The sequence below is a fragment of the Janthinobacterium sp. GW822-FHT07H11 genome (assembly GCF_058798615.1).
Genome location: NZ_CM179507.1, coordinates 3,642,945 through 3,667,510 on the forward strand (window position 1 = coordinate 3,642,945; position 24,566 = coordinate 3,667,510).

Annotated in this window: 17 protein-coding genes; 8 read left to right on the forward strand and 9 right to left on the reverse strand. The window is 63.5% G+C overall.

The window, feature by feature from the left end; genetic code table 11:
- The first annotated feature begins 227 nt into the window (after positions 1 to 227).
- From AC3RCJ_RS16070 to AC3RCJ_RS16085, 4 genes are read left to right on the forward strand one after another with little or no spacing between them, the layout of a single operon-like run.
- Positions 228 to 3,704, forward strand: a complete 3,477-nt coding sequence (locus AC3RCJ_RS16070) for a response regulator (RefSeq protein WP_492957984.1) — start codon at positions 228 to 230, stop codon at positions 3,702 to 3,704.
- Between the two features lie 28 nt (positions 3,705 to 3,732).
- Positions 3,733 to 4,596 carry a CheR family methyltransferase gene (locus AC3RCJ_RS16075; RefSeq protein WP_492957986.1) on the forward strand — a complete coding sequence of 288 codons (864 nt, stop codon included), beginning with the start codon at positions 3,733 to 3,735 and terminating at the stop codon, positions 4,594 to 4,596.
- On the forward strand, positions 4,593 to 5,783 hold the full coding sequence (locus AC3RCJ_RS16080; protein WP_492957988.1) for a hybrid sensor histidine kinase/response regulator: 1,191 nt from the start codon (positions 4,593 to 4,595) through the stop codon (positions 5,781 to 5,783). The genes AC3RCJ_RS16075 and AC3RCJ_RS16080 overlap by 4 nt, the downstream gene beginning before the upstream one ends.
- A gap of 7 nt (positions 5,784 to 5,790) precedes the next feature.
- Entirely contained in the window at positions 5,791 to 8,682 is a 2,892-nt protein-coding gene (locus AC3RCJ_RS16085) for a hybrid sensor histidine kinase/response regulator (protein ID WP_492957990.1), read from the forward strand.
- 34 nt (positions 8,683 to 8,716) lie between these two features.
- On the opposite strand, the gene AC3RCJ_RS16090 is transcribed toward AC3RCJ_RS16085, so the two are convergent.
- On the reverse strand, positions 8,717 to 11,914 hold the full coding sequence (locus AC3RCJ_RS16090; RefSeq protein WP_492957992.1) for a PAS domain-containing protein: 3,198 nt from the start codon (positions 11,912 to 11,914) through the stop codon (positions 8,717 to 8,719).
- A gap of 286 nt (positions 11,915 to 12,200) precedes the next feature.
- On the opposite strand from AC3RCJ_RS16090, the gene AC3RCJ_RS16095 reads away from it, so the two are divergent.
- Positions 12,201 to 13,118, forward strand: coding sequence for an alpha/beta hydrolase (locus AC3RCJ_RS16095; RefSeq protein ID WP_492957994.1), 918 nt, complete (start codon positions 12,201 to 12,203; stop codon positions 13,116 to 13,118).
- A 102-nt stretch (positions 13,119 to 13,220) separates the two neighbouring features.
- A complete protein-coding gene (locus AC3RCJ_RS16100; protein WP_492957996.1) occupies positions 13,221 to 13,961 on the forward strand; it encodes a hypothetical protein in 741 nt (246 codons plus the stop codon).
- A gap of 327 nt (positions 13,962 to 14,288) precedes the next feature.
- On the opposite strand, the gene AC3RCJ_RS16105 is transcribed toward AC3RCJ_RS16100, so the two are convergent.
- On the reverse strand, positions 14,289 to 14,819 hold the full coding sequence (locus AC3RCJ_RS16105; RefSeq protein WP_492957998.1) for an SRPBCC family protein: 531 nt from the start codon (positions 14,817 to 14,819) through the stop codon (positions 14,289 to 14,291).
- A 498-nt stretch (positions 14,820 to 15,317) separates the two neighbouring features.
- On the opposite strand from AC3RCJ_RS16105, the gene AC3RCJ_RS16110 reads away from it, so the two are divergent.
- Positions 15,318 to 16,670, forward strand: a complete 1,353-nt coding sequence (locus AC3RCJ_RS16110) for a S41 family peptidase (RefSeq protein ID WP_492958000.1) — start codon at positions 15,318 to 15,320, stop codon at positions 16,668 to 16,670.
- A 223-nt stretch (positions 16,671 to 16,893) separates the two neighbouring features.
- Here AC3RCJ_RS16110 and fusA read toward each other — a convergent pair whose 3' ends face one another.
- Entirely contained in the window at positions 16,894 to 19,002 is a 2,109-nt protein-coding gene (fusA, locus tag AC3RCJ_RS16115; protein ID WP_492958002.1) for an elongation factor G, read from the reverse strand.
- Positions 19,003 to 19,287: 285 nt separating this feature from the next.
- Here fusA and AC3RCJ_RS16120 point away from each other — a divergent pair, with 285 nt between their 5' ends.
- Complete coding sequence (locus AC3RCJ_RS16120) at positions 19,288 to 20,406, forward strand: phospholipase A (protein WP_492958004.1); 1,119 nt, start codon at positions 19,288 to 19,290, stop codon at positions 20,404 to 20,406.
- A 58-nt stretch (positions 20,407 to 20,464) separates the two neighbouring features.
- On the opposite strand, the gene AC3RCJ_RS16125 is transcribed toward AC3RCJ_RS16120, so the two are convergent.
- The 6 genes from AC3RCJ_RS16125 to AC3RCJ_RS16150 all read right to left on the reverse strand — a co-directional run bounded on the left by AC3RCJ_RS16125 (position 20,465) and on the right by AC3RCJ_RS16150 (position 24,535).
- Positions 20,465 to 20,662: a hypothetical protein gene (locus AC3RCJ_RS16125; protein ID WP_099374429.1), complete on the reverse strand. Its 198-nt coding sequence runs from the start codon at positions 20,660 to 20,662 to the stop codon at positions 20,465 to 20,467.
- Between the two features lie 152 nt (positions 20,663 to 20,814).
- Positions 20,815 to 21,063 carry a hypothetical protein gene (locus tag AC3RCJ_RS16130; RefSeq protein ID WP_092797745.1) on the reverse strand — a complete coding sequence of 83 codons (249 nt, stop codon included), beginning with the start codon at positions 21,061 to 21,063 and terminating at the stop codon, positions 20,815 to 20,817.
- 99 nt (positions 21,064 to 21,162) lie between these two features.
- Positions 21,163 to 22,086 (reverse strand): class I SAM-dependent methyltransferase, encoded by a 924-nt coding sequence (locus tag AC3RCJ_RS16135; RefSeq protein WP_492958007.1) that lies wholly within the window; start codon positions 22,084 to 22,086, stop codon positions 21,163 to 21,165.
- Positions 22,087 to 22,363: 277 nt separating this feature from the next.
- Positions 22,364 to 23,017: an ankyrin repeat domain-containing protein gene (locus AC3RCJ_RS16140; RefSeq protein ID WP_492964653.1), complete on the reverse strand. Its 654-nt coding sequence runs from the start codon at positions 23,015 to 23,017 to the stop codon at positions 22,364 to 22,366.
- Between the two features lie 13 nt (positions 23,018 to 23,030).
- Complete coding sequence (locus AC3RCJ_RS16145) at positions 23,031 to 23,810, reverse strand: TatD family hydrolase (RefSeq protein ID WP_332860070.1); 780 nt, start codon at positions 23,808 to 23,810, stop codon at positions 23,031 to 23,033.
- Between the two features lie 92 nt (positions 23,811 to 23,902).
- Entirely contained in the window at positions 23,903 to 24,535 is a 633-nt protein-coding gene (locus tag AC3RCJ_RS16150) for a carbonic anhydrase (RefSeq protein WP_492958011.1), read from the reverse strand.
- Between the last annotated feature and the right edge of the window lie 31 nt (positions 24,536 to 24,566).

Below are 24,566 nucleotides of genomic sequence, written 5' to 3' on the forward strand. Positions count from 1 at the left end.
CAGGCGCGCAGTCGCAGGAGTGGGCACGGGCGGCGATGCCGGCGGCCTGCCTGACACCTTTCATGCTAGATGCCGCCGACGCATCACCCTTGATGTGCGTCAAATGTGTGACGCGCTGTTATGCTAGCGCCTGCCTTGGCAAGCCCTGTTGTTCAAGGCACTATGCATTGCGCGGCAGAAATTGCATATCAGTTAAAATTGCTCACCTGTTTTCCACCCCGGATCCCATGAATACCAAGACCCCGATCGACACCTTCAGCTTTCGCCGCATTCTTGCCCGCAACGTCACCCTGCCGCTGGTGGTGGGCGTGCTCACCGCCCTGGTCTTTGTCGGCCTGATCGCCTACCTGCTCTCCGCGCTGCGCTCGGTGGAACACTCGGAACGGGTGATCGGCAATGCCAACGAAGTCATGAAATTGTCGGTGGACCTGGAAACGGGCATGCGCGGCTACCTGCTGACGGGCGACGAAGCCTTCCTGGCGCCCTACAAGTCGGGCAAGGCCAAGATCGCCGTCGAGATGAGCACGCTGCTGGAACTGGTCTCGGACAGCCCTATCCAGGTCGACCGCCTGCGCCGCATCCGCGCGCTGCAAACGCAGTGGATGGACTATGCGGAAGGCGTGATCGCGCAGCGCCGCGGCAACCAGGAATTCCTGGCGCGCGTGCGCCAGGGCGAAGGCAAGCTGGAATTCGATGAAATCCGCCGCGAATTCCTCGCCTTCCTGTCGATGGAGCAAAGGCTGCGCCAGGAGCGCAGCGACGCGGCCGAAGGCCGCACCATCACGGCCATGGTGCTGTTCCTGGCCCTCAGCCTGGGCCTGTCCGGCTTGCTGGCCTACCTGGGACGGCGCGAACTGCTGCGCCTGTCCGACATCTACAATGAAGCGCTGGAGCAGCGCAGCAAGGACAATGAAGTGCTGCAGGAACAGGCGTGGCTGCGCACCGGGCAGACCGACCTGGCGGCCCATACCAGCGGCCAGCTGGCCTTGCCGCAACTGGCACGGCAAGTGCTCGACTTCCTGGCCAATCGCCTCGACGTGGCCGTCGCCACCCTGTATGCGGTCGATGACGACGGCAGCCTGCGCCGCGCGGCCGTGTACGGCTTCAGCGAACAAGGGGTGAAAGACAAGCAGGTGTTCAAGCTCGGTGAAGGCCTGGTGGGCGAAACGGCACGCGAAAAACGCCTGAAGCACGTGCAGCAGGTCCCCGAACACTACCTGACCGTGACTTCCGGCCTCGGCCATGGCACGCCGCTGGAACTGGTGCTCGCGCCCGTCAACAATGAAGGCGCCGTCAACGGCGTGATCGAACTGGCATTCACCCGCCCCGTCAGCGCGCGCGCCAAGGAGTTGCTGAACCTGATCGCCAGCAATGTCGGCACCTCGCTGGAAGCGGCGATGTACCGCCAGCGCCTGCAAAACGTGCTGGAAGAAACCCAGCAACTGAATGAGGAACTGGAAGTGCAACAGGAAGAGCTGCGCACGGCCAACGAAGAACTGGGCGAGCAGTCGCGCGTGCTGGAGCAGTCGCAAGCCCACCTGGAAGAGCAAAAGGCGGCGCTCGAGCAATCGAACGAGCAGTTGGCCGTGCAGGCGCTGGCGCTGGACCAGAAGAACGTCGCCATCGGCCAGGCCCACGCCGAACTCGAAGCCCGCGCCGAAGAGCTGCAGCGCGCCAGCCGCTACAAGTCCGAATTCCTGGCGAATATGTCGCACGAGCTGCGCACGCCGCTGAACAGCTCGCTCATCCTGTCCAAGCTGCTGTCGGACAACAGCGCCGGCAACCTCACGCCGGAACAGGTGACGTTCGCGCAGACCATCTATTCGGCCGGCAATGATCTGCTGACCCTGATCAACGACATCCTCGATATTTCCAAGGTCGAGGCCGGCAAGCTGGACCTGACCCCGGAAGAAGTGCCGCTGGCAGAACTGCTGAGCAGCATGAAGATGCTGTTCGGCGCGCAGGCGGAGCAAAAGCGCCTGGCCCTGAGCACCAGCGTGGCGCCCGGCGTGCCGGCGGCCTTTGTCAGCGACCGCCAGCGCCTCGAGCAGATCCTGAAAAACCTGCTGTCGAACGCCATCAAGTTCACGGATGCGGGCGCGGTGGCGCTGCAGGTGACGCAGGACGACGCCGGCCAGCTGCGCTTCCAGGTGCAGGATTCGGGCATCGGCATCGCCGACGACCAGCAGCAGAAAGTCTTCGACGCCTTCCACCAGGCCGATGGCACGACCAGCCGCCGCTATGGCGGCACGGGCCTGGGCCTGTCGATTTCGCGCGACCTGGCCGCCTTGCTGGGCGGCACGATCGAACTGGCCAGCACGCCTGGCCAGGGCAGCACCTTCACCCTGGTGCTGCCGCTGGCCTGGCAGCAGCGCGCCGCGCCGCAACCCTTGCGCAGCGCGCCGCAGCCGCACCGCCCGCCCGCCATGCCGGCGGCAGCCGTGCCCGCCGTACCGAAACCGGTGCCGCCAGCCACCTTCAAGGATGACCGCGACAGCGCCCCCGCCGCCCGCAGCGGCCAGCGTTCGGTCCTGGTGATCGAGGACGAGCCCGCGTTTGCCGGCATCCTGTTCGACCTCGCGCACGAAATGCAGTACCGCTGCCTGGTGGCGCACGGCGCCGACGAGGGCTTGCGCCTGGCCGCCGACTTCATGCCCGACGCCATCTTGCTGGACATGGGCTTGCCGGACCGTCCGGGCTTGCTGGTCTTGCAGCAGCTCAAGGAAAACCCGCGGACGCGCCATATTCCCGTGCACATCGTCTCGGGCAACGACCACATGCAGGCGGCCATGCAGCTGGGCGCCATCGGCTACGCCACCAAGCCGCGCACGCGCGAGCAGCTCAAGGACGTGTTCCTCAAGCTCGAATCGAAGTTCACGCAAAAGATGAAGCGCATCCTGCTGGTCGAGGATGACGAGCGCCAGCGCGAAAGCGTGGTCCACCTGATCAGCGACGAGGACGTGGAAATCACGGCCGTGGCCTTGGGCGAACAGGCGCTGGAGTTGCTGAAGACACAAATTTTCGACTGCATGATCATCGACCTGAAGCTGCCCGATATCCAGGGCAACGAATTGCTCGAACGCATGGAACACGAGGAACTGTGCTCGTTCCCGCCCGTCATCGTCTACACGGGCCGCAACCTGAGCCGCGAAGAAGAGGCGGACCTGATGAAGTACTCGCGCTCGATCATCATCAAGGGCGCCCGCTCGCCCGAACGCCTGCTCGACGAAGTGACCTTGTTCCTGCACAAGGTGGAGTCGGAACTGTCGAGCGAGCGCCAGGGCATGCTGCAGCAGGTGCGCAGCCGCGAGCGCGTCTTCGAAGGCCGCAAGATCCTGCTGGTGGACGACGACGTGCGCAACATCTTTGCGCTGACGAATGCGCTGGAACAACGAGGCGTGGTGGTGGAAATCGGCCGCAACGGCTTCGAAGCGATCAGCAAGCTCAACAGCGTGGACGACATCGACCTGGTGCTGATGGACGTCATGATGCCGGGCATGGATGGGCTGGAGGCGACGCGCCTGATCCGCGCCGATGGCCGCTACGCCAAGCTGCCCATCATTGCCATTACCGCCAAGGCCATGAAGAATGACCAGGAGGAATGCCTGCAGGCCGGCGCCTCCGACTACCTGGCCAAGCCGATCGACCTGGACCGCCTGTATTCGCTGCTGCGCGTGTGGATGCCGAAGATGGAACGCATCTGATGGCAGGCAAGATGACGGAGCGCCGCTGATGTCCATGCGCTACACGGAAGCGCAGCTGCAGGCCCTGATGGAAGCGCTCTATCAGCGCTACAGCTACGACTTCCGCGACTACGCGGTGCCGTCGCAGCGGCGCCGCGTGAACCATGCGCTGGACCGCTTCCAGTGCGACGGCGTGCCGGCGCTGCAGCAGCGCGTGCTCGACGATCCCGCCGCCTTCGGCCAGCTGCTGCAGATCCTGACCGTGCCCGTCACGCAAATGTTCCGCGATCCGGCCTTTTTCCGGGCCCTGCGCGAACAGGTCGTGCCCGTGCTGAAAACCTATCCCTCGCCGCGCATCTGGGTCGCCGGCTGCTGCACGGGCGAGGAAGCGCTGTCGCTGGCCATCGTGCTGCACGAGGAAGGCTTGCTCGCGCGTAGCCTGATCCATGCCACGGACATCAATCCGCAGGCGCTGGCGACGGCGGCGCGCGGCGCCTATCCGCTGCACCGGATGGACGACGGCCAGCACAATTACCTGGCCGCGGGCGGCCGCGGGCACCTGGCGGACTATTACACGGCCGAGCACGCCGTGGCCCGCTTCGACCCTGCCTTGCTCGAAAAGATCACCATTGCCGACCACAGCCTGGCCACGGACAGCGTGTTTGCGGAAACGCAATTGATTTGCTGCCGCAACGTGCTGATTTACTTTAACAAGGCGCTGCAGGACCGCGCGCTGGGCCTGTTCCACGAATCGCTGTGCCACCGGGGCTTTCTCGGCCTGGGCAGCAAGGAAAGTCCGAACTTCACCCGTTTCTCCGCCGATTTCGAGCCCTTGCCGGGCCTGGAAGGGGAAAAACTTTACCGCAAGCGCGCGCACGCCGCGCAGCGAGGCAATGCCAGGAATGCACCATGATGACTGAAACCCGCACCAAACTGCTGATCGTCGACGACTTGCCGGAAAACCTGCGCGCGCTGAACGCGCTCATCCGCGAGAACGACCGCAGCATCTACCAGGCCTCCTCGGGCGAGGAAGCGCTGGCCCTGCTGCTCGAACACGATTTCGCGCTCGCCATCCTCGACGTGCAGATGCCGGAAATGGACGGCTTCGAGCTGGCGCAGCTGATGCGCGGCACGGAAAAGACGCGCCACATCCCCATCGTCTTCGTCACGGCGGCCGGCAAGGAAATGAATTTCGCCTTCCAGGGCTATGAAAGCGGCGCCGTCGACTTCCTGCACAAGCCGCTCGACATCAATGCCGTGCAAAGCAAGGTCAACGTCTTCGTCGCCCTGCACCAGCAGCGCAGCGAGACGCGGCGCCAGGTGCAGGCGCTCGAATACAGCCGCCAGCAGCAGGAAGCGCTGCTGCAGCAATTGCGCGCCACCCAGGCAGAGCTGCAGCGCTCGCTGCGCCTGCGCGATGAATTCATGTCCATGGTGGCGCACGAGCTGCGCACCCCGCTCAATACCCTGTTCCTGGAAACGCAGATGCGCACCGTCAACCTGGAACGCGGCAACCTGGCCGCCTTCGAGACGGACAAGCTGCACAAGATGGTGGCGCGCGACGGGCGCCAGATCCGCAGCATGGTGCGCCTGATCGACGACATGCTCGACGTGTCGCGCATTACCAGCGGCAAGCTGTCGATACGCCGCGAAGCGGTGGACCTGACGGCGCTGGTGCGCCGCGTGGCCGACGACCTGGCGCAGCATGCCGGCGCCACGGGCAGCGTGCTGGAAGTGCTGGCCTTCGACACCATCACGGGTTTCTGGGATGCCTTCCGCGTGGAACAGATCGTTGTCAACCTGATCAGCAATGCGCTGCGCTACGGCCAGGGCCAGCCCATCGAAATCAGCCTCGCGCACACGCAGAACAGCGCCGTCATCGAAGTGCGCGACCATGGCATCGGCATCAACGCCAAGGACCAGGAGCGCATCTTCGACGCCTTCGAGCGCGTCGTGCACCAGGACCGCACGGGCGGCCTGGGCCTGGGCCTGTTCATCACCAAGCAGCTGGTCGACGCCCATGGCGGCGCCATCACCCTGCAAAGCCAGCCCGGCAATGGCGCCCTGTTCAGCGTCACCCTGCCGCTGGCAGGAAGCTGAGGCCGGCATGGCAAACGGACACGGCATGAGCAGCCGGGCCGGCGGCGTCGCCTTCCTGCTGCAACTGGAACGCCGGCTGCGCCCGCTGCACGACACGGGCGAGATCCTGGCCCTGTCGGCGCGGATGCTGGGCCAGCGGCTGGACGCCCACCAGGTCGCCTGTTTCGACATCGAGCAGACATTGCACTGCCCCACCCTGCCATACGCCTGGAGCGACGGCCTGGCACCGGGCGCCGCCGGCGAATATTTCCTCGGCGACTATGCGGCCGGCCTGGCCGAGGCACTGGCCGCCGCCCACCCGGTCGCCGTCAGCGACGTGGCCAGCGATCCCCGCACGGCCATGCCCGCCTCGCTGGCCACGTTCGCGCGCCTGGGCATCCGCGCCTTCCTCAACATTCCCATCGTCAAGGAAGGCCGGCTGGCCGTGCTGTTCGTCGTGCACAGCCGCACGGCGCGGCTGTGGCATGCGGACGAGATCGAGCTGGCCGTGCAAGTGTCGGAACGGGTATGGTCGACCATCTTGCGGGCCCAGGCGGAAGAACAGCTGCGCGCGCTCAGCGCAAGCATGGAGAGCCAGGTTGCCGAACGCACGCGCGAATTCGGCCGCACCTGGCGCGTCAGCCCGGACCTGCTGGGCGTGCTCAACCTCGATGGCTATTTCGAGCATTCGAATCCCGCCTGGCAGGCGACGCTGGGCTGGTCGGAAGAAGAGATCCGCGCGATGCGGTTTTTCGAACTGATCCATCCAGACGACTTGCAGCGCACATATGCGGCCTGGGACGCGGCCAAGCAGGGCCAGCCGGCGCTGCGCTTCGAAAACCGCTACCGCCACAAGCTGAGCGGCTGGCGCTGGCTGTCGTGGGTGGCCGTGCCCGAGGAAGACAAGGTGTATTGCAGCGCGCGCGATATCAGCGTGGAAAAAAAGCTGGAAGCGGAACTGGCCGCGCGCAACAGCGAGCGCGAACGGCTGTGGCGCAGCGCGCACGACCTGATGGTGGCGGTCGACGCCGAGTACTGCTTTGCCGCCGTCAATCCCGCCGCCAGCGCCATCCTGGGCTGGCTGCCCGAGGAAATGCTGGGCCGCAGCGTGTTCGACTTCGTGCTGCCGGAAGATGCGCAGGCGACGCGCGCGGCGCTGGCACAAGTCACGGGCGAGGCCGCGCCCAGCTTTGAAAACCGCTACCGGCACCGCGACGGCGGCTACCGCTGGCTGTCCTGGGTGGCCGCGCCCGAAGGCGACCTGGTCTTTGCCACGGGCCGCCACGTCACGCTGGAAAAGGAAGCGGCGCACGCCCTGCGCAGCATGCAGGAATCGCTGCGCCACAGCGAGACCGCCCTGCTGCAGTCGCAAAAGCTGGAAGCGCTGGGCAAGCTGACGGGCGGCGTGGCGCACGACTTCAACAACGTGCTGCAAATCATCTCGGGCAACCTGCAACTATTGCAGATGACGGTGGGCGGCGATCCGCAGGCGGCCAAGCGCATCGCCAGCTCCTGCGTCGCCGTCGAACGGGGCGCCAAGCTGTCGGCCCAGCTGCTGGCCTTCGCCCGCCGCCAGCCCCTCAAGCCGCTGGTGACGGACCTGGCGCACCTGCTGCGCTCGACGGAAGACCTGCTGCGCCGCGCCACGGGCGAAACCATCGATACCCGCCTGCTGCTGGCGGACCAGGCCTGGCACGCGCTGGTCGACCCGAACCAGCTGGAAAACGTCATCCTGAACCTGGCCATCAATGCGCGCGACGCCATGGATGGCCGCGGCCAGCTGACCATAGAACTGAGCAACTGCGTGCTCGACGCCGCCTACGCGGCCCGCCATGCGGACGTGGCGCCCGGCGACTACGTGCAGCTGGCCATCTCGGACACGGGCACGGGCATCGCGCCCGAGCTGCTGGACAAGATCTTCGAACCGTTCTTCACCACGAAAAAGGAAGGCGAAGGCACGGGCCTGGGCCTGTCCATGGCATATGGCTTCCTCAAGCAGAGCGGCGGCCACCTGAAGGTCGACAGCCGGCCCGGCCATGGCAGCACTTTCCGCATCTACCTGCCCCGTTCGCTTGAAGGGGCCAGCGAACTGCCCTTGCAGCTGAGCGGTCCCGTGCTGGGCGGCAAGGAAACCATCCTCGTGGTGGAAGACGACCTGCAGGTGCAGACGACGGTGGTCGACATGTTGCGCGGCCTCGGCTATTTCGTGCTGCGCGCCGCCGATGGCGAGGGCGCCTTGAACATCATCGGCAGCGGCATTCCCGTCGACCTGTTGTTTACGGACGTGGTCATGCCCGGCCCCGTCGCCAGCACGCAGCTGGCGCGCCAGGCGCGCCAGCTGCTGCCCGCGCTGGCCGTGCTGTTTACCTCGGGGTACACGCAGGACGCCATGATGCAGGGCGGCCGCCTGGAACCAGGCGTGGAACTGCTGAGCAAGCCTTACCGGCGCGAAGACCTGGCGCGGCGCATCCGCCATCTGCTGGCCAACCGCCAGCACGTCACGGCGCTGCACCAATACCGCGCGCAGATGGCGCCGCAGCCGGCCGGCACCCCGGCGCGTAGCGGACGCCACATCCTGCTGGTGGAAGACAACGCCGATGCGCGCGCCATGACGGGCGAGCTGCTGCGCATGCTGGGCCACACCGTCAGCGCCGTCGCTTGCGCGGAGGACGCCTTGCCGCTGCTGAGCACGCCGGGCCTGGAATTGCTGCTCACCGATATCAGCCTGCCGCAGATGTCGGGCGCCGAACTGGCCGCGTTGGCGGCCAGCCGGCATCCGCAACTGGAAGTGGTGTTTTCCACCGGCCACGCGCCCGCCAATTCCGGCGTCAGCGACCCTGCGGCGCGCTTTCTCGTCAAGCCGTTTACCATCGAGCAGCTGCAGCAGGCGCTGCGGGCGCCCGGCAAGGCCGGCCCTTGAGAGCCCCGGCTGACGCTTTCTGCCGGGACAGGTTCTAATCCCGGGGGCGCCGGGCTTTCAGCACGGCCGCCAGTTCCTCCAGGCTGAAGGGCTTGGACAGGAAGCGCGCCTGCTCGTCGTGCAGCAGGCTGGCCCCCCAGGCATGGCCCGAGGCGACGATCACGTCCAGGTGCGGCCAGCCCTCGCGCGCATGGCGCGCCAGTTCCAGGCCCGACATCGTGGGCAGGCTGATATCGGTGACGAGGATGTCGAGCCCCGGCATGGCCAGCAGGGGCAGCGCTTCTTCCGCGCTGGCCACGCCATGCACGGTATGCCCCAGCATATTGAGCATTTCCGTGCTCATTTCACGCGCATCGTCATTGTCTTCCACCAGCAGCACGCGCCGCCCGGACGGGTCGGGCGCGCCCACCAGGCGGCGGTCGGCCAGCAGGTGGCGCACCGTGCGCGCCAGGTCTTCGCGCCGGTACGGTTTGCTCAGCAGTTCCACGCCCGGGTCCAGGCGGCCGCCCTGCATGATGGCGTTGTGCGTGTAGCCCGAGGTGTACAGCACGGCCAGCTCGGGCAGCAGCAGCCGCGCCTGGCGCGCCAGTTCCTTGCTGCTGACGGGGCCGGGCATGACCACGTCCGTAAACAACAGGTCGATGGCCACGCCGCCGCGCAGCAGGGCCAGCGCGCTGTCGCCGTCGTCCGCATGCAGCACGTCGTAGCCGAGGCCGCGCAGCATGTCGACCACCGTATGCTGCACCGGCGCGTCGTCTTCCACCACGAGGATGGTTTCGCCGCCGCCGAGCACGGGACCGGCCAGGCTGGGCGGCGGCTCGGCCAGTTTTTCCAGCGAGCGAGGCAGGTAAATCTTGAAGGTGGTGCCGGCGCCGGGCGCGCTGTGCACCTTGATATGGCCCGCGCTCTGGCGGATGAAGCCATACGCCATGGACAGGCCCAGGCCCGTGCCCTCGCCTTCGCGCTTGGTGGTGAAGAACGGTTCGAAGATCTGGTCGATCACGTCGTTCTCCATGCCATGGCCCGTGTCCGTGATGGTCAGCAAGACATACTGGCCCGCCAGCACGTCCGCATGCAGGCTCGCATAGGCGGCGTCCAGGGTGACATTGCTCAAGGTAAACGTCAGGCGGCCGCCCCCTTCCATGGCGTCGCGCGCATTGATGGCCATGTTCAGCAGCACGTTTTCCATCTGGTTCGGATCGACCAGGGTGTGCCACAGCCCTTCGCTGATGAAGGTCTCTTCGCTGACGCGTTCGCCCAGCGCGCGGCGGATCAACTCATGCATGCTGCGCAGCAGCCGTCCCATGTCCGTCACCAGCGGCTTCAGGGGCTGGCGACGGGCAAAGGCCAGCAGCTGCGACGACAGTTTCGCGCCGCGCTCCACGGCCGAGGCGGCGGAATCGAGGCGCTTTGCCGCTTGCGGATTGTCGGCCACCGTCAGCTTGAGCAACTGCAGGTTACCGGAGATAATTTGCAGCACGTTGTTGAAGTCGTGCGCCACGCCGCCCGTCAGCTTGCCGATCGATTCCAGCTTTTGCGCCTGCAGCAGCGCTTGTTCGCTGCGCACCAGCGCCAGCCGCGCATCCTTTTCATCGGTGACGTCGCGCCCGATGGCGTGGATCAGCTTTTGCGCGGGCACGGCCGTCCAGGAAATCCAGCGGTAGCTGCCGTCGCGGCGCCGGTAGCGGTTTTCCATGCGCAAGGTGGGCGCGCCATGCGCGAGGCGCGCCAGGTCCCTCAGGGCCGCCATGCGGTCCTCGGGATGCACGAGGCTGATGAAATCCATGCCCAGCGATTCAACTTCCGGGCGCTCGAGGATGCCGGTCCAGGCGGGATTGACGGCGATGATGATGCCGGCGAGGTCCGCCACCAGCATGATGTCGGTGGACAGGCGCCACATGCGGTCGCGGTCGGCCGTGCGGTTGGCCATCTCCACTTCCAGCGAGGAATTCAGGTAGGCCATCTTTTCCAGCAGGTTCTTCTGTTCCTGCACATCCGTGTTCGTGCCCACCCAGCGCAGCACCTTGCCCGACTCGTCGAACAGGGGCAAGGCGCGCGCCAGGAACCAGCGGTAGGCGCCGTCGCTGGCGCGGCGCATGCGGAATTCATTTTCATAGGCGCTGGACGTGGCCACGGCCACTTGCCAGCTGCCGTGCGTGCCTGGCTGGTCGTCGGGATGCACGCAGTGGCGGAACCCGCCGTCGACCAGCGACTGCATGGACTGCCCCGTGTATTCGCAGACGCGCTCGTTGACCCAGTAGGTATCGCCGTTGCTGCGCGCCAGCCACGCCTGGTTGGGCATGGCCGACGCCAGCGAGCGGAACTGCGCTTCGCTGTCGAGCAGGGCATTGCGCGCGCGCCAGTGTTCGTCGATGTCTTCGCAAGAGCCGTACCATTTGACGGGCTTGCCGTGCTCGTCCAGCCGGCAGTAGGCGCGCGAATGCACCCAGCGGTACTGGCCGTCGCGGCGGCGCACGCGCTGTTCCACGTCGAAGGACTGGCCGCTGCCCACCGCTTCGCTCCAGGCGGCCAGCGTGGACGCCACGTCGTCGGGATGGATGGCATCGAGCCAGCTGGTGCCCAGGCCGCTACTGCCCGTCCACTCGCGCCAGCGCTGCGCCACGTAGTCGAGTTTGCCGTCGATGCCGGCCGTCCACAGCACCTGGGTATTGAGTTCGATGGCGTAATGGAAATGCTCGCGATAATCGTGCAGGCTTTTTTCCAGCTGGCCCCGTTCGATGACATGGGCGGCCACGCGCGCGGCGATGACCAGCAGTTCGATTTCGGGCTGGGTCGGGTGGCATGGCGAGGTGAACAGCATGCCCAGCACGCCGAGCACGTGCCCGCTGGCGCCGAACACGGGCGCGACCCAGCAGGCGCGGTAGCCGTGCAGCAGCGCTTCCTTGCGTCCCGCGCTCCAGTGCAGGTCGCGCGTGATGTCGCCGCAATATGCGGGCGCGCCGGAAAAGGCGGCCAGGCTGAACGGGGACGACTGCTCGCCGCCGTGGCGCAGCGCCAGGCTCAGGTCTTGCGGCAGGCTGGGGGCGGAAAGGCCGCAAAAACGGTCGGCCTCATCGATCCGCACGATACAGGCGTGCATGGACTCGCTGGCCTGGCCTTCCAGCGCCAGCAGCAAATGTTCCAGGGCATGGCCCAGGTCGACCCCGGCCGCGATGCTTGCCAGCGCGCTCTGCTCGGCGTCCAGCAATGTGATGAGATGGTTTGCGTGCACCGTGTCGATATGCGGATAACTGATCCCCGGAATATACCATGGAGCAACGTTGTTAGAGGAGAAAGTAGAACAGCGTTTTTTACGCCGGCGCCAGTCTGCGTTGCAGCAGCGCCAGCAAGGCAGGCGTCTTGGCGGCCAGGTCCGCTTCGCAGGCCGGGCGCGCCAGCATGGCAAAGCCGATACCCGGCAGATCGTGGCCGGCATGGCGCGCGCCTGGGGCAGCGGGCTGTTTTCCGCTCAGTAAGCCTATGCTACAGTGTTATTCTTTTCTCAAGCGAAAGCAACGATGCCCACGTCCCTGCCATCTTCCCTGCTCGCGACCGCCCTGCTCGCCTCTGTCCACGGCGCCGTCGCCGCCCCCATGAGCCTGGACGACTACCTGGCCCTGGACGGCCCCGCCCCCACGGCGCAGTTCGCCTATGGCCCCGCGCCGTCGCAATACGCGCAGCTGTTCCGGCCCGCAGGCGCGGGACCGTTTCCCGTGGTCGTGCTCGTGCATGGCGGCTGCTGGACGGTGGCCTTCGGCGGTATCAAGCAGATGCGCAACGTGGCCGGCGCCCTCGTCGCGCAAGGCATTGCCGTGTGGAATGTCGAATACCGCCGCGTCGACGAGCCGGGCGGCGGCTACCCGGGCACCTACGAAGACATGCACGCGGCGCTCGACAGCCTGCAACAGCACGCGCCCCAGTACCAGCTGGACGTGAAACGCATCCTTGCCATGGGCCACTCAGCCGGCGGCCAGCTGGTGCAATGGATCGCAGGACGGGAAAAACTGCCCAGGACCAGCCCGCTGTACCGCGCACAGTATCTGCCGATCAAGAATATCCTCAGCCTGGGCGGCCTGGCCGACCTGCGCCATGAGAAGGAGTTGATCAAGAGCAGCTGCGAACGCGACATCGTCCAGCTGGCAGGCAGCGCCAGCACGGAGCGCCCCGACATCTACAGCGACACCAACGCGGCCGACCTGATCCCCAACGGCAGCCGTACAGTCCTGGCGACCGGAGAACTCGACACCATCTCCCCGCCCCGCGTGGCGCACGACTATGCGGCCAAGGCCAGGCTGGCCGGCGACCATGCGGAAGTGCTGATCTTGCCGGGCGCCAGCCATTACGACGAGATTGCGGCGACGTCGAATGCGTGGCAGATGATTTTGCCGGTGGTGCGGGCGATGCTGGGAGGCGGGGCGCAAATTATTCATGAATGAGTGCGGACGGCTATCGGCTAATTGCTGTCGCGCTTTCAAGCAATCTAGTTCGCAACTAAAATCATCAGCTTACTCAATTCCTCGCCTCTGGAAAGGCCGTCCATGACTATTTTGAGCATCGCCAACCGAGACATGCTGCATTCGCTATCATGGTACATGTCAGCAAGGCAAACTGCGCTACGCGCGGCCCTATCATTCCGCACCCAATTATCGGCAACTGAACTGACGGATATGAGAGTTCACTACTCTGGCTACTTTTTGAATCTTCTGGCTGCTACTGAGCTCTTCATTGAAACGAAAACGCTGCATCCAAATGATTTTGAGGCGCAGTTACATTCGCGCCTAGTGTTTGATGGATTTCAGGATGGTGCCGCGAACTACTCCTACATCCGTGAGCTACGTAATGCAGTTGTTCACCGCGGCCTGGATATTACCTCTGCTGCGCACATCGACGGCAACTTTCCTATGATCCTTGCTGAGCCAGCAGTCCAAAATCAGAGTAAGAAAAGGACATTCCTCGCCTTTGATACCTACTTGCTGCATCTCATTGTCAAGTGCGAATCGGTGATCGGTTCGGTGATGCTGGATTGCTTGAACACAGCAGGTATTTTTGAGGCCACAATAGATGCGGAGGCTGCCATTACCGAGTACCGCGAATCCGTTGAGCAGTCGCACGCCATGCCTGACCATATTAAAGCGATGGCCTTGGTAACGGAATTCAAACCTGAATGGGCTTTGGCCTCCCACAACTCTGCAATGATGAAGTTGCGCGAAGTGTTGTTGCCATGCAATACCACCAAGCCACTTAACCCGAACGGCGAAAATGCTGAGGTTAGCCCCTGAGGTTCGGCCCCCTGAGCTTTGCTTTTAGGCAGGGAAAGGATGAAACTTAACGGCATTAGGGGCGGACGGACGGAGTTTTTTTGATGCCAACCAAGGCGAAATGCCGTCGATGGGGCGCAACTGCCCCATGTATCAAACTTGAGATACAAGAGCAAGCCGAATAGGCTACTGCCTCCAACCCAGGTTCCCCGGGCCCAGCGGGCCTGAAAAATGGCCAGGGCAAGGCGCGCGGGCGAAGACAGTACGCATGTACGGCGAGCCCAAGCAACGCAGCCATGGCCATTTTCTCAGGCCCGCGGCTCCGGCCCGCCGTTCAAAACAATACGCTCACTGAACACGCGCCAAGTACTGGGCCAGCTGTCCAAACGTCGCCTTGAACCCCTGCTTCATCGATTCAAACCCCTGCTTGAACGTCTCATGCTGCTCATTGGTGGCCTTGTGCGGCGTCGACCGCAAGGTCATCGTCGTCTTGCCGTTTTCTTCCGTCAGGGTCATGACATTGAACGATTCCAATGGCCAGGTCGCGCTGACCGGGTGCTGCACGGCATTGCCCTGCTTGTCGGCGAATGACAAAATCGAGACAATCCTTTCCGGCGCGTCGATCTGCTGGTAGGTGAACTTGCCCCACATCTCGTAGCCATTGTCGGCGCGCATGCCGTAGTGGAAAACGCCGCCCGGCTGCAAATCGAGCGCCAGCACGCTCAATTCGAAGCCGACCGGCCCCCACCACTGGGCCAGGCGTTCCGGCTCCACCCACGACTGGAACACCAGTTCGCGCGGCGCGTCGAAGGTTTGCGTGATGACAAAGTCGCTGCTGTCGCGGTGCTGGCCTTCCTGCTTCTGTTCTGCAGTGCTCATGACACTCTCCTGATGGTGATGGACTGGCACTAATGTAACAGCGGCGCCGGAAAACAGGAAGGCCTGCACGGCGCGCAAAATCGCATGCTCGAATATTAATTCGAGGCCTAAGGATTAGATGACTTACCTTATGACTTCTATTGAAGAGCGCTTTTCCGCCGCGCTCCACAAGACGGCGCGTGGCTGGCTCAGCGTTAAGCGAACAAATCCACATCGGGCAATGCAATACGGCCTCAGAATAGGCCGCATCACTTTTTCGGCGGGGGCACTGAGCCGAAATGATTCAATTCGCCAACAAACCGCGAAGACGTCAGCCCGTTGCCGATAGCGTCCGCAGGACGTATGCGGACGCATGCGGACAAGCGCCGGGCCTGCGCAAATCGGCGCGCTGGGCCGGATGGTGTAGTATTTTCTTTCTGGTATGTAAATTGCGTGTATATATTAGGCACCATTCTTAAAGGTCTTTGTTCAATGCGCGATCCATGCCGTTCGTTTCTTATGATGTTGGGACTGTTGCTGACAGTCGCGCCCGCTTTGGCGGAAGTCGCGCCCGTCCCGCCTCTGCTTTCAGTTATCCAGTTGCAGGAAGATCTAACCTTCCTGAAAAAATCGATCCAGAAAACTCACCCGAATGTCGCCTACTCTGCAGATCCGGCGCAGCTAGAGCAGGCTTACGGGAAGCTGGAGCGACAGTTGCAAACCCCGATGACGCGCGATGAAGCCTGGCGCGTGTTCGGCGCGCTGAACCCCGTGTATAACGACGCCCACCTGCAAGTCTCGATGGGCGACTTTGGTCCGGACGCCGCCGCGCATATGGCTGCCGGAGGCGGCTTTTTCCCGTTCGAGGTACAGGTCAATGTCAGCGGCGAATTGATCATTCGCGCGGAAGTTGGCGGTGCGCCCAGCGCACTGGCGTCGATGCGGATTGAAACGATCAACGGCGTTCCCGCGCGCCAGGTGACGAGCCAGCTGCTGGCCCTCACCTTCGGCGACAACGCCACGCTGCGCGCAAACCTGCTCTCCGGCCGTTGGTGGCGCTTCTACTGGAAATCGTATGGCACGCCGGCCCGTTTCGACCTGACGCTGGCCACGCCGGCCGGGCCGCAACGCATCACCCGCGCCGCCGTTGCCTTGCCGCCCTCCAAGGACTCCGACTTCAGCAAGGCGTATCAATTCGAGATGCTGCCCGGCGGCGTCGGCTTGCTGACCGTGGGCACGTTCCTGTGGCCAGACAAGGAATTGTTTTATGCGTTTACCAAAAAGGTATTCACGACATTGCGCGACGCCAAGGTGAGCACCCTGCTGATCGATGTCCGTGACAATGGCGGTGGCGACGACGACATGTGGAAAGAGGGTTTGCTGCGCTACCTTGCCGACAAACCTTACCGGCACGGTTCTACCTACGAAAAGAAAGTGATCGAAGGGCGTGCTAGCGGCACCGAAAAGGTCGGCGATATCGTGCACGGTGAAATTGCAACCTGGCACCAACCGGAGTTGGCTAATCCGCTGCATTTTTCCGGCAAGACCTATGTGCTGATCGGCCGCACCACGTATTCCTCGTCCATCCTGTTCATCAACACGATGCAGGACTTCAAGTTTGGCACGCTGGTAGGCGAGAGCGGTTACGCGCGCGCCCGGCAGAGCGGCGGCATCCAGCATATGGTGCTGCCCAACAGCAAATGGGGCGTCATCGTGCCGCGCTTCATTCTCGACCGGCCGTCCGGTGCGCGTACGCCGGAACTGGTCTACCCTGACCTGGTCCTGCCCGACAGCCCGCTCGACAAGCGTGCGTTGATCAATGCCTTGCATGCGCGCATCGCATTAGCGAAGCCTTTAGGCGCTAATCCGTAGCTCTACACGACCCAGGCGCTGAGCCAGCCCGTGGACGAGGCGGAGAAGATGGGCGATGCGATTATTGCGCAAAATCTTGCCCATTAAACCGCCCGTTGAACTCAAACGACATCCGGGGCCAGACCCGCCGGGTCTGACCCCAGCCTTGCTTAACCCGCCACCACCAACGGCCTTCGCCAACAATGTTGTCGGATTACGCGGGGCGTTGCCCCGCTAATCCGGCCTACCTGGCCTTACCGGCCGATGCCACCTGGTCCAATATATGCTTGGGCACGGCCGCATAGTGCTTGAATTCCATCGTGTACGTGGCGCGGCCCTGGGTCAGCGAGCGCAAGGTGGTGGAATAGCCGAACATTTCCGCCAGCGGCACCAGGGCCTTGACGATGCGCCCCGCGCCGCCGGGGATGTCGTCCACGCCCTGCACCATGCCGCGCCGGGCCGTCAAGTCGCCCATGACGTTGCCCATGAATTCTTCCGGCGTTTCCGCCTCCACCTGCATCATCGGTTCCAGCAGCACGGGCGACGCTTTGCGCATGCCGTCCTTGAAGGCGATGGAACCGGCCATGCGGAACGCGTTTTCATTCGAATCGACGTCGTGGTAGGAGCCGAACGTCAAGGTCGCCTTGACGTCGACGACCGGGTAGCCGGCCAGCACGCCCGACTTTAACGTTTCGATGATGCCCTTGTCGACGGCGGGAATGAATTCGCGCGGCACCACGCCGCCCTTGATGGCGTCGACGAACTGATAGCCCGTGCCCGGCTCCAGCGGTTCGAGTTTCAGCACCACGTGGCCGTACTGGCCCCGTCCGCCCGATTGCTTGACGAACTTGCCCTCGATATCTTCCACCGTGCGCGTGATGGTTTCGCGGTAGGCCACCTGGGGCTTGCCGACATTGGCTTCCACGCCGAATTCGCGCCGCATGCGGTCGACCAGAATTTCCAGGTGCAATTCGCCCATGCCCGACATGATGGTCTGGCCCGATTCCTCGTCCGTATGCACCCTGAACGACGGGTCTTCCTGCGCCAGGCGGTTCAGGGCGATGCCCATCTTTTCCTGGTCCGGCTTGGTCTTCGGCTCTACGGCCTGGGAAATCACGGGTTCCGGGAAGATCATCTTTTCCAGCACGATGACGTGGTCGATGGCGCACAGGGTGTCGCCCGTGGTGACGGCTTTCAGGCCCACGGCGGCGGCGATGTCGCCCGCATACACTTCCTTGATTTCCTTGCGCTCGTTCGCATGCATCTGCAGGATGCGCCCCAGCCGCTCGCGCGCGCTCTTGGTGGGGTTGTAGACCATGTCGCCCGAGTTCACCACGCCCGAATACACGCGGAAGAAGGTCAGCTGCCCCACGAAGGGGTCGGTCATGATCTTGAAGGCCAGCGCGGCAAAATGCTCGTCGTCGGCCGGATGGCGCTCCACCTCCTTGTCGTGCTCGTCGTGGCCCATGATGGGCGGCACTTCCAGCGGCGACGGCAGGTATTCGATGACGGCGTCCAGCATCGCCTGCACGCCCTTGTTCTTGAAGGCGCTGCCGCACAGCATGGGCACGATTTCATTGCGGATGGTGCGCGCGCGCAAGGCTTGCTTGAGTTCCGCTTCCGTGAAGGTGTCGCCATTCAGGTAGCGTTCCGTCATCTCCGTGGTGGCCTCGGCCGCGTGCTCGACCATATGCTCATGCCATTCCCGCGCCTGCGCCTGCAAGCTGGCGGGAATCTCGCCATAGCTGAACTGCACGCCCTGGCTAGCGTCGTCCCAGGTGATGGCGCGCATTTTCAAGAGGTCGATGACGCCCGTGAAATGCTCTTCGGCGCCGATGGGCAGCTGGATGGGCACGGCCACGCCCTTCAGGCGCTCACCGATCTGCTGGCGCACGCGCAGGAAATCGGCGCCCACCCGGTCCATCTTGTTGATGAAGGCGATGCGCGGCACATGGTATTTGTTGGCCTGCCGCCAGACGGTTTCCGATTGCGGCTGCACGCCGCCGACGGCGTCGTAGACCATCACGGCGCCGTCGAGCACGCGCATCGAACGCTCGACCTCGATCGTGAAATCCACGTGGCCGGGGGTGTCGATGATGTTGATCCGGTGTTCGGGGAAGTTGCCGGCCATGCCTTTCCAGAAGGCCGTGGTGGCGGCCGAGGTGATGGTGATGCCCCGTTCCTGCTCCTGCTCCATCCAGTCCATGGTGGCGGCGCCGTTGTGCACTTCGCCGATCTTGTGATTGACCCCCGTGTAGAACAGGATGCGCTCGGTGGTGGTGGTCTTGCCGGCGTCGATATGGGCGCTGATGCCGATGTTGCGGTAGCGCTCGATAGGTGTTTTGCGGGTCATCACAATCTCCATGGCTAGCCCGGCGCGCCAGTGTCTGCACCGGTTTTCCAGTGTAGCAGACATCGATTTGGGCGGCACGGGGCAGCGGTTTTTACCATGCGCGCAACACCGGCAGGCACGCGCACGCCAGACGAACGGGGCAATTCTGGTATTCCGCTATACTTTCATATGTATTAATTCAACAAAGATTAATCAAAATCAAGACACACGATAATGTATCGTGTAAGGCGACGCCGCCGGCATGCCAGCCCAGGTGCGCACCGAATGACATGCCCCACTCAGCCTATGACTATCCGACTAAGAAAAATAATCCTCTCCTCCCTGCTGGTCTCGCCAGCGCTGGCCATGGCCGGCGAACTGGAACAGCAAATGCAGCGTTGCGCCGTGCTCGGCGACGCCAGCGCCCGCCTGGGCTGCTTCGACACCCTGGCCAAGGCGGCGGAAAAGGCCACCATCGCCGCCGGTGGTGATCCCGCCACGGCGGCCGTCGCCCTGGCGGCCGCGGCCGAGGTGGCCCCCCTGACGTTTGTCAGCCCGCCGGGCGTGGCCACGCCGGAAGCCGTCAACGCCGCCATACCCGCCATCGCGCAGGCTGGCGCGGCGCCGCCGGAAGCGCCGATTTCGCGTACCCAGCAATCGTGGGAATTGAACGACGCCTCGAAGCGCGGCCTGTTCAACTTCCGCCCGCACCGCGACACCTATCTGCTGCTGGCCAACTACAGCGATGCATCGAACGATGAACCGTTCCAGGATTTCACGCCGGGCGGCATCAAGAGCCAGCACGTGGAACTGACCTTCCAGCTGAGCTTCAAGATGAAGCTGCTGGAAGACATCGCCGGCACCCCCATCGACATGTGGTTCGGCTATACGCAGCAAAGTTTCTGGCAGGCGTATAACCGCAAGGCGTCGAGCCCCTTCCGCGAGACCAATTACCAGCCCGAGCTCATGCTGGTCATGCCGATCAACAAGAATCTTGCCGGCATCGAATTCAATTACCTGAACTTCGGCCTGGTGCACCAGTCGAACGGCCAGACCTCGACCCTGTCGCGCAGCTGGAACCGCGTGTATGCCGAGCTGGGCATGGAGAAGGACAACCTGGCCGTCACGGCCCGCGTCTGGCACCGCCTCGACAATAGCGCGGTCGACAATGACAATATCGACATCACCGATTACCTGGGCCATGGCGACTTGCGCGTAAGCTACCGCAACAAGGGCCATGAATACGCGGTGACGGCGCGCCGCAATTTCAGCAAGAAGCACGGGTCCATGCAGGCCAGCTGGGCTTTCCCATTGAAAGCCAACCTGAAAGGCTATCTGCAGCTGTTCTCCGGCTATGGCCAGAGCTTGATCGACTATAACTATTCGCAGAAATCGATCGGCGCCGGTTTCATGGTCGACCTGTAAGCGGCACGGCAAACAAAAATGGCGCCAATGGCGCCATTTTTTATGGGAAATATCTGGTTTAGCGCCGGCCGCCGCCCAGCACGCGGGCCGGCAGCATGACGATGGCGCGCAGCAATTCGAACACGCCGTCCACGCCGATGCCGATCAAACGGAATGGCAGCAACAGCAGCCAGGCCAGCGGATACAGCACGAGGGCCAGCAAGGCCAGGGGCCAGCACACCAGCAAGAGCAGCAACCACAGCACGAATCCCAGCATCGCGTCCCCCTCAAATGAAATGTGCGGAGCAAGCCGCGCTTGCCCCGCTACCGTGACAGCACTATAGTCAAGCGCCGCCGCGGCGGCAACGGCCATGCGATGAACTGCGTGCTATGGGGATGAACGGCGCAAAACCGGGAATGAACGGGGGCTTACTGACCGACGCAAATGACTTTCGTGACGTACTCGTGCGCGTTCGGCTTCTTCTTGGTGGCCCATTGGATGGCCTGGTTGGCGTCCTCGATGGTCATGACGGTGGCCTTGTCCTTGGACTTGATGAAGGACACGCCTTCAAACACGCCTTCCTTGCTGCGCATTACCTTGGCAAACACGGGCGGCCTGGTCTCGCCGTCGCTGATTTTGTTCTGTTGCACGAGGTAACGCTGATCGATCTGTTCCATGATAGTAAAGCTGTCCGGTGGTAAAAGACGAAATATACCCTGAATGGACAAACGCCGCAGGACGAAATCGCTGCGGCGTTGCCTTGGAATTAACGATACTCAGGCGTAGACGGCGTTCTGCATCACCGGTTGCAGGTTGACATCGTAAATGACTTGCGCGCGGATCGACGCTTCCAGCGACGGTATCGAGCCGCCCGCGCGGTACTGGAAGCTGACCTGCAGCACGTCGCCCGCCTTCACGGCGACGGGCGCGGCCAGCGGCAAGCACATATAGTGATTGAGCCAGTCGATGGTGGTCGAGCGCTCGGGCACCACGGCCAGGATGTTCTTGGTGATGAAGCGCAAGGCGTTCAGGGTGCCGCTGCGCTCGACGACGAACTTGCCGTCAAAACCGAAGAGGGTATCGGTCGGCTGGGTAAAGTCGATGATGCTGTAGACCGACGGCGGCGCCAGTTCCAGCACGCCCGGATGAATGGCCGTGGTTTCCTGGAATTGCACGATGGGCGCGTAAAAGCCTTCGAAATCGTATTCCTGCTGCATCGGCTGCACGGCCATGATGACGGCTTCCGGCAGGAACAGCGGCAGCGGGCCGCCAAAGCGGGCCTGGTAGCGGCGCTTGAACGATTCGATCACTTCGACCTGCTTTTCGCGCAGCATGCCGACATGGATCATCTCGCAAATGACCACGTCGACGGGCTCGGGCGGCAGGTATTCGAAGGCATCCGCATGCACGACTTCCACTTTTTCGCCGTTGGCATTGAGCGCGAGCATCTTGCGCGCTTCCTTGACCATGTCGGGATTGAATTCCACGCACCAGACCTTGTCGGCGCGCGCGGCCGCAAAGCACGACAGCACGCCCGTGCCGCCGCCCAGTTCCAGGACCTTCATGCCGGGCTTGACCGCGTAATCGATCGCCGACTTGAAGCCGTGCATGCGGTTCTGGTCCATCAGCATATTGTGGTGGTAATGGACGGGGATAAATTGCCCCAGGTAACAACTCTCGATTTCTCGTTCATTCAGCATGTCTGTCCTCTTGGAGTCTCGGTCCGATGGCCGATCGGTTTTGTCGTTCCAGAAAGCAGTGATATCGCAGGGGCTGCGCGAGGGGCGGCGACAGTACAGCCGGCGCCTGGCGTGGATTGGATTGCCCATGAGACCTATCTCCTGATTAATGCGACGAGATCATTATCGTTAATCAGTCGCAAGAACAAAGGGCTGAGATGAGAGGCAATTGCGTGCCAGTTCTGACGCTGGCAGAAATGATTGTCAAAGCGATATCGTTGCGATATCGCCCGGCCGCCTACTTGCGCGCCGCGCGGGCCTTGCGGGCCGCCGCGATGATGGCGGCGACGCCGGGCTTGTCGGCGGCCTGCGCAAACTGCTCGGCCGTCCAGCCATGGTCGCTCTTCAGGTTGGCGTCCGCGCCCCAGGACAGCAGCAGCTTGACGGCGCCTTCCTGGCCTTCGCGGGCGGCAAACATCAGCGGCGTGATATTGGTCGGCGCGCGCGCGTCGACCACGGCGTCGCGGTCCAGCAATATCTTCATGATGGGCAGGTCGCCGGCCGATGCCGCGTAATGCAGCGCCGTCCAGCCGCTCTGGTTGACCTTGGCGCCCTTGGCCAGCAAGGCTTCCACGGCCGCCTGCTTGTGCTTGTAGGCCGCCATCATCAGCGCCGTATTGCCATTGGCCGAGCGCGCATCGAGCGCGATGCCTGGCGCATCGAGCAAGACCTGGAACACCTTGTCCGCATCGTCGCGCAAGGCCAGCACGAGGGCGATATCGCCGCGCTGCGCGTCGGCCAGGTTGGGATCGGCGCCTTCGGCCAGCATGTCGCGCACGCCGCTGGCATTGTCCACCGACACGGCGCGCAAGAAGGCGTCCGGATCCGGCGCCGCGTGGCTGGCGGCCGCGCAGCACAGCATGGCGGCCAAGGCAAGTTGTCGCATCATCATTAACCTTAAGAAGTTATGGCAACTGGTTGAATAATTTGAAGAAATTATCCGTCGTCTGCTGCGCCACCTGGGCCAAAGGGATGCCTTTCAGGGTCGACAGGTATTCCGCCACGTGGGCCACGTAGCCCGGTTCGTTCATGCGGCCGCGGAAGGGCACGGGCGCAAGATACGGCGAATCCGTCTCGATCAGGATGCGCTCGATCGGCACTTCCAGCGCCACGGCTTGCAAATCCTTGGCGCTCTTGAACGTGACGATGCCGGAAAACGAGATATAGAAACCCATGTCGATGGCGGCGCGCGCCACTTCCAGCGATTCTGTAAAGCAATGCATGACGCCGGCCACGCCGCCGTCAGCCACGCCCGCGCCCTCTTCGCGCATGATGCGGATGGTGTCTTCGCTGGCCGCTCTTGTGTGAATAATCAAGGGCTTGCGCGTGATTCTTGAAGCTTTGATGTGAGTGCGGAAACGCTCGCGCTGCCATTCGAGGTCGCCCGTCAGGCGGAAATAGTCGAGGCCCGTCTCGCCGATGGCGATGATCTTCGGATGGTCGGCCAGGCGCACCAGGTCTTCCACCGACGGTTCAGGCGTATCCTCGTAATCGGGATGCACGCCGACGGACGCGAAAATATGCGGATACTGCTCGGCCAGGGCCAGCACCTGCGGGAAGTCCGGCAAGTCGACGGACACGCACAGCGCGTGCGTGACCTTGTTCTCGGCCATCTTGGCGAGGATCTCGGGCATGCGAGCGGCCAGCTCGGGGAAATTGATATGGCAATGGGAATCGATATACATAAGGCGGGATTGTACCGGAGCGTGCAAAAACTGGCAGGGGAACAGCGGCGGCGCGCGTCCCCTGCCGGGGCGGTTCGGATGCTTTTGGCCGGCTACAGCTGCGAGGCCGGGTGTTCGGCGAGCGGAACGAAGTTGCCGGTGGACTCGTCGAGCGCATCGAGGGAGCCGTTCTCGATGTCGTAGACCCAGCCGTGCAGGGTCAGCCGGTGCTGTGCCATGGCCAGGGCCACCGAGGGATGGGTGCGCAGGTTGTTCAGTTGCGCCACCACGTTGGCGCGCACCATGCCGTCGATGCGCGACTGCTCCGTCGGATGGTCGACCGATTCGTTGATCATGCGCGCCGCGTCGGCATGGTGCAGCCAGCTGCGCACGGCCGGCATGTGCTCCAGGCAGGCGCAGGTGGCGATCGCCTTCATGGCGCCGCAGTCGGAGTGGCCGCAAATGACGATGTCGCTCACGTTCAGGGCCGACACGGCAAATTCCACCGTGGCGCTGACGCCGCCCGGCTCCGGCCCGTACGAAGGCACGATGTTGCCCGCGTTGCGGATGACGAAGAGCTCGCCCGGCTCGCGCTGCGTCACCAGTTCCGGCACCATGCGGCTGTCCGAGCAGGAAATGAACAGGGCCTTGGGCGTTTGTCCCGTCGCCAGGGTCTTGAACAGCTCGCGGCGCTCAGGAAAAACCTCTTTTTGGAAGCGTAGAAATCCAGCAATAATGTCGCGCATAAATAGATAGGGTGGTGATCTGAGCCGGTAT

Excerpts from the sequence above, each read along its gene's own strand:
- AC3RCJ_RS16075 (WP_492957986.1), top strand. The coding sequence starts at position 3,733 with ATGTCCATGCGCTACACGGAAGCGCAGCTGCAGGCCCTGATGGAAGCG.
- AC3RCJ_RS16125 (WP_099374429.1), bottom strand. The coding sequence starts at position 20,662 with ATGCTGGGATTCGTGCTGTGGTTGCTGCTCTTGCTGGTGTGCTGGCCC.
- AC3RCJ_RS16130 (WP_092797745.1), bottom strand. The coding sequence starts at position 21,063 with ATGGAACAGATCGATCAGCGTTACCTCGTGCAACAGAACAAAATCAGC.
- AC3RCJ_RS16085 (WP_492957990.1), top strand. The coding sequence starts at position 5,791 with ATGGCAAACGGACACGGCATGAGCAGCCGGGCCGGCGGCGTCGCCTTC.
- AC3RCJ_RS16140 (WP_492964653.1), bottom strand. The coding sequence starts at position 23,017 with ATGATGATGCGACAACTTGCCTTGGCCGCCATGCTGTGCTGCGCGGCC.
- AC3RCJ_RS16100 (WP_492957996.1), top strand. The coding sequence starts at position 13,221 with ATGACTATTTTGAGCATCGCCAACCGAGACATGCTGCATTCGCTATCA.
- AC3RCJ_RS16145 (WP_332860070.1), bottom strand. The coding sequence starts at position 23,810 with ATGTATATCGATTCCCATTGCCATATCAATTTCCCCGAGCTGGCCGCT.
- AC3RCJ_RS16135 (WP_492958007.1), bottom strand. The coding sequence starts at position 22,086 with ATGCTGAATGAACGAGAAATCGAGAGTTGTTACCTGGGGCAATTTATC.
- AC3RCJ_RS16070 (WP_492957984.1), top strand. The coding sequence starts at position 228 with ATGAATACCAAGACCCCGATCGACACCTTCAGCTTTCGCCGCATTCTT.
- AC3RCJ_RS16150 (WP_492958011.1), bottom strand. The coding sequence starts at position 24,535 with ATGCGCGACATTATTGCTGGATTTCTACGCTTCCAAAAAGAGGTTTTT.
- AC3RCJ_RS16095 (WP_492957994.1), top strand. The coding sequence starts at position 12,201 with ATGCCCACGTCCCTGCCATCTTCCCTGCTCGCGACCGCCCTGCTCGCC.
- AC3RCJ_RS16120 (WP_492958004.1), top strand. The coding sequence starts at position 19,288 with ATGACTATCCGACTAAGAAAAATAATCCTCTCCTCCCTGCTGGTCTCG.
- fusA (WP_492958002.1), bottom strand. The coding sequence starts at position 19,002 with ATGACCCGCAAAACACCTATCGAGCGCTACCGCAACATCGGCATCAGC.
- AC3RCJ_RS16105 (WP_492957998.1), bottom strand. The coding sequence starts at position 14,819 with ATGAGCACTGCAGAACAGAAGCAGGAAGGCCAGCACCGCGACAGCAGC.
- AC3RCJ_RS16110 (WP_492958000.1), top strand. The coding sequence starts at position 15,318 with ATGATGTTGGGACTGTTGCTGACAGTCGCGCCCGCTTTGGCGGAAGTC.
- AC3RCJ_RS16080 (WP_492957988.1), top strand. The coding sequence starts at position 4,593 with ATGATGACTGAAACCCGCACCAAACTGCTGATCGTCGACGACTTGCCG.